Consider the following 4,488-nt stretch of genomic DNA (forward strand, 5'->3'; position numbering starts at 1 on the left):
CTTCTGGTGCTAAACGTAACATGATTTCTCCAAAAGTGACTACTTTTTGTTTCATTTATTTACCCCTTATTTTAGCTACTAATTCAACAGCTTCTTCTACTAAAGATTTAATTTCATCAAATTTTCCTTCTACAACAAGATCACCTTTCACCATCCAGCTTCCACCGCACGCAACGATTTTGTCACAAGATAAATAATTATCTAAATTCTTGGCATTCACTCCACCAGTAGGCATAAATTTCACACCTACGTAAGGGGCTGCAAGAGCTTTGATTGTGGATACACCACCAAATTGTTCAGCTGGAAAGAATTTCACAACTTCCAATCCTCTTTTCACAGCTTGAGCAACTTCACTAGGTGTAATGCAGCCCGGATAAATTGGAATATTCTTTTCTAAACAGTAATCTACGATTTCTGGATCAAATCCAGGGCTTACAATAAATTTTGCGCCTGCATTTACTGCACGATCTACTTGTTCTGTTGTCAATACTGTACCAGCACCTACAAACATGTCTGGATAGCATTCTGTCATCAATCGAATGGATTCTTCAGCAGCTTCTGTACGAAAAGTCACTTCTGCACACGGAAGACCGCCTTCGCATAAAGCTTGAGCTAATGGTTTAGCATCTTTTGCGTCATTCAAAACAACAACAGGGACAACACCCATTTCTTGAATTGTTTTACTAATCGTATTCATTTTACACCTCTCTTATAGATACTTCTTTAATGTTGAGCGTACACTACCTACGCCTGCCAACATTTCATTAAAGTATCCGCATACTTTTTCTGCCATATCGACTTCATATAGGTTCACACCAAAAATTTTATCATTTTCTAGAACTGGTTTTAGTGTGGCTTCAATTTCAGTTGCATCTTTAGTTTCACCTAATTTAAATCCTTCAATATAAGGACAAACTGTATCCAATAATGGATCCGGACTTAATTCAAACGCATTTCCCGCATCATCCACAGCCATTAAATAACGTAACCATCCGGCAAACACTAATGGAATTAATTTCAAATCTGCTACATTGCGATTGTCAGCACTCGCATACGCTTTAATTGTTTCCCCAAAACGAATTGCTAATTTTTGAGAAGTGTCTGTGGCGATACGTTGTGGCGTATCTGGCATAAATGGATTTGGAACACGTACTTTTAATACTGTATCTATAAATTCTTTTGGATCCAAAATGCCAGGATTTACTACAACTGGTAAACCTTCTTTATATCCGACAGTTTCAACTAATTTTACTAATTCTTCATCTTTCATTTCATCTGAAATCTTATTGTATCCCAATACACATCCAAAGATGGCTAGACAAGTGTGTAATGGATTTAAACAAGTGCAAACCTTCATTTTTTCTACTTTGTCTACTGTATCGCGGTCTGTAAACATCAATCCACCCTTAGTTAAATCTAAACGTCCATTTGGGAAATTGTCTTCAATAACTAAGTATTCTGTTTCTTCTGCATTTACGAAAGGTGCTACATATGTGTTTTTAGAAGTAATAACTGGATCTAATTCTTCTACACCATCGTTCAACAAGTTTTTTTCAACAGATGCATCTGGACGAGGTGTAATCTTATCAATCATACTCCAAGTAAATGACACTTTATTTGAATCAATATATTCAACAAATTCCTTTTCGGCTTTACCGTTTTCTGCCCAAGCTTTGGCAAATGCAAGGATAGCTGCATATAACTTATCTCCATTATGAGAACAGTTATCTGTACTTACCATCGCAATTGGAAGTTCTCCTGCTTTAAAGCGAGCATACAATAAAGATGTCACTTTACCCATATAACTAGCTGGTTTTTCTGGTCCATCCACAAAGTCTCCTGTGATATCTGGGAGTTGTTCACCTTTTCCATTTACTAGGCTGTATCCTTTTTCTGTGATTGTAAATGTTGCCATCTGTAAAGATTTGTTTGTGAAGATTTCTTTTAATCTTGCATAAGCACTTTCATTATTTGAATCTAAAGGTAAAGATTCTGCAACACTGGCAACAACGGTTTTATCGATTGTACCATCGGCTTTTAATGTAGCTACGATACCTAAGTTATCGTGTGGCGCATACATTTTTTCAATGATTTCATAATCGAAACCTTCGGCAACGACCAAGCCTCGATCTAAATCTTTATTATTCAACATATTTTGAACAACATTCGCATGGAATGCACGGAATAAGTTACCAGCTCCAAAATGGATCCAGAAAGGATTTTCCTTTGTAGCTTTTCTCATTTCAGCAATATCATATTGAGGTAAAGAATATCCCTTTTCTTCCCATTCTTTTCGATTTTGAATACCTTCTAAAGTTAATTTCATAATTAGATACCTCGCTTCGTGGCTTTATCAATGGCCTCCCATAATCCATTTAAGTAAGTAGCTCCTAAGGCACGGTCATATAAACCATATCCTGGCATTGCCACTTCATCCCAAATCATACGTCCATGGTCTGGCCGGATTGGTCCATCAAATCCAATGTCATATAGAGCTTTCATAATTTCATACATATCAAATGTACCATCACTTGATAAGTGAGCAGCTTCTTCAAAGTTTGTTGGTGTAATGAATTTCAAGTTACGAACATGTGCAAAGTGAATTCTTCCCTTTAATGAACGAATCATATCAGGTAAATCATTTGCTAAATTAGTTCCATAAGATCCTGAACAGAAAGTAACACCATTATGAGGATTGTCTACCATTTTCATCATACGCAAGATATTTTCTTTATTGATGATAATACGTGGAAGTCCAAATACGCTCCATGCTGGATCATCTGGGTGAATGGCCATGTTAATATCGTATTTATCACATACAGGCATAATTTTTTCTAAGAAATATTTTAAGTTCTCAAATAATTTTTCATCATCTACATCTTTATACATTTCAAATAGTTCTTTAACACGGGCCATACGTTCTGGTTCCCAACCTGGCATGATTGAACCATTCATATCTCCGGAAATGGATTCAAACATTTTTTCTGGATCTAAGGCATCAACCGCTTCTTGTGTATAAGCTAGTACTGTAGAGCCATCAGCTCTTACACGCGCTAATTCTGTACGTGTCCAGTCAAATACAGGCATAAAGTTGTAACAAACCATGTGGATATCTTCTTTCCCTAAGTTTTCCAATGTTTCAATGTAGTTTGCAATATATTGTTCTCTTTCTGGTGCACCTGTTTTGATCGCATCATGAATATTTACACTTTCAATTCCAGCAACGTGAAGGCCTGCAGCTTCTACTTCGTCTTTCATTGCACGAATTCTTCCGCGGCTCCAAACTTCACCTGGCTCAGTATCATATAAAGTAGTAATAACTCCAGTCACTCCTGGGATTTGTCGAATTTGTTTTAATGTGACAGTATCAAATTTTGAACCATACCATCTTAATGTCATTTCCATAAAATGTTCTCACTTTCTAAGATTTGTATTTGTTTTGGCAACTATATTATAGGTAAAGCGGTTTCAATTTGGAATTTCATTAATTGTTATAAACATTGCAAAAGTTGCGGTTTTCCCATAAAATAAAATTATGAAAAAGAACCTTCAAACGACATTTAGTACTCGACAAAAAATGTTAGAACCTGACTTTGAAATCTATTATTATGAGGATACGAGTCAGAATTTTCACTATGCTAATGTCAATCCTCACACTCATAATTACTATGAATTTTACATTTTTTTAAAAGGACACATATCTATGGATATTGAGGGTGTCTCTCATCCTTTAGTGCCAGGCGATATATTGATCATTCCACCCAACACAAAGCACTACGCAAAGCTTTTAGACAATAGTATTCCATATCGTCGTTTCGTATTCTGGATTTCCCAAGATTATTGTAATAAACTATTTAACATCTCGAGTGATTATGTTTATTTAATTCAGCGTGTTCTTACCACAAAACAATATTTATATCATTATGACATTATTGGTTTTAACACCTTACAATCCAAAATCTTCAGACTGATTGAAGAAACGCATGCCAATCGTTTTGGTAAACAAACTAAGGTCCAATTATGTTTAAAAGATCTTGTTTTTCACTTTAATCGCTCCATTTATGAAATGGAACAAAAAAATAAAAAATACGAAGAAAATGCTCTCTATGAAAATATCTTATTGTACATTGAAGACCATATCGATGAAGATTTGACGCTTGACCATCTGTCTGAAATATTCTTTGTCAGCAAATACCATATTTCACATGTATTTAAAGCAAATCTTGGTATTTCTGTACATCAATTCATCACAAAAAAACGTCTTCGCTTATGCAAAGACGCTATATCGTTTCATACAAATTTAACAGAAATCTGTATATTATATGGTTTTAAAGACTATACGAGTTTCTTCCGTGCCTTTAAAAAAGAATTTGGTATGTCACCAAAAGAATTTAAGGAATTATCTGTAAAAACAAAAGAAAAGCAGGGTTAACCTCAATGTCATTAAGTTAAGAAATGACGAACCATCCAGATACTATTGTCTGGATG

General features: G+C 35.1%; 4 protein-coding genes. 1 reads left to right on the forward strand and 3 read right to left on the reverse strand.

The window, feature by feature from the left end; translation table 11 throughout:
• Positions 1-55 precede the first annotated feature (55 nt).
• From LJE08_RS12745 to uxuA, 3 genes are read right to left on the reverse strand one after another with little or no spacing between them, the layout of a single operon-like run.
• A complete protein-coding gene (locus LJE08_RS12745; protein ID WP_186999059.1) occupies positions 56-697 on the reverse strand; it encodes a bifunctional 4-hydroxy-2-oxoglutarate aldolase/2-dehydro-3-deoxy-phosphogluconate aldolase in 642 nt (213 codons plus the stop codon).
• A gap of 12 nt (positions 698-709) precedes the next feature.
• Positions 710-2,326: a mannitol dehydrogenase family protein gene (locus LJE08_RS12750; RefSeq protein ID WP_117926576.1), complete on the reverse strand. Its 1,617-nt coding sequence runs from the start codon at positions 2,324-2,326 to the stop codon at positions 710-712.
• Between the two features lie 2 nt (positions 2,327-2,328).
• Entirely contained in the window at positions 2,329-3,405 is a 1,077-nt protein-coding gene (uxuA, locus tag LJE08_RS12755; protein WP_117926575.1) for a mannonate dehydratase, read from the reverse strand.
• A 130-nt stretch (positions 3,406-3,535) separates the two neighbouring features.
• Here uxuA and LJE08_RS12760 point away from each other — a divergent pair, with 130 nt between their 5' ends.
• Positions 3,536-4,432 (forward strand): AraC family transcriptional regulator, encoded by an 897-nt coding sequence (locus LJE08_RS12760; protein WP_227403418.1) that lies wholly within the window; start codon positions 3,536-3,538, stop codon positions 4,430-4,432.
• The last annotated feature ends 56 nt before the right edge of the window (positions 4,433-4,488 follow it).

Origin of the sequence: Holdemanella sp. DFI.5.55 (assembly GCF_020593575.1) — a bacterium.
GTDB lineage: Bacteria > Bacillota_I > Bacilli_A > Erysipelotrichales > Erysipelotrichaceae > Holdemanella > Holdemanella hominis.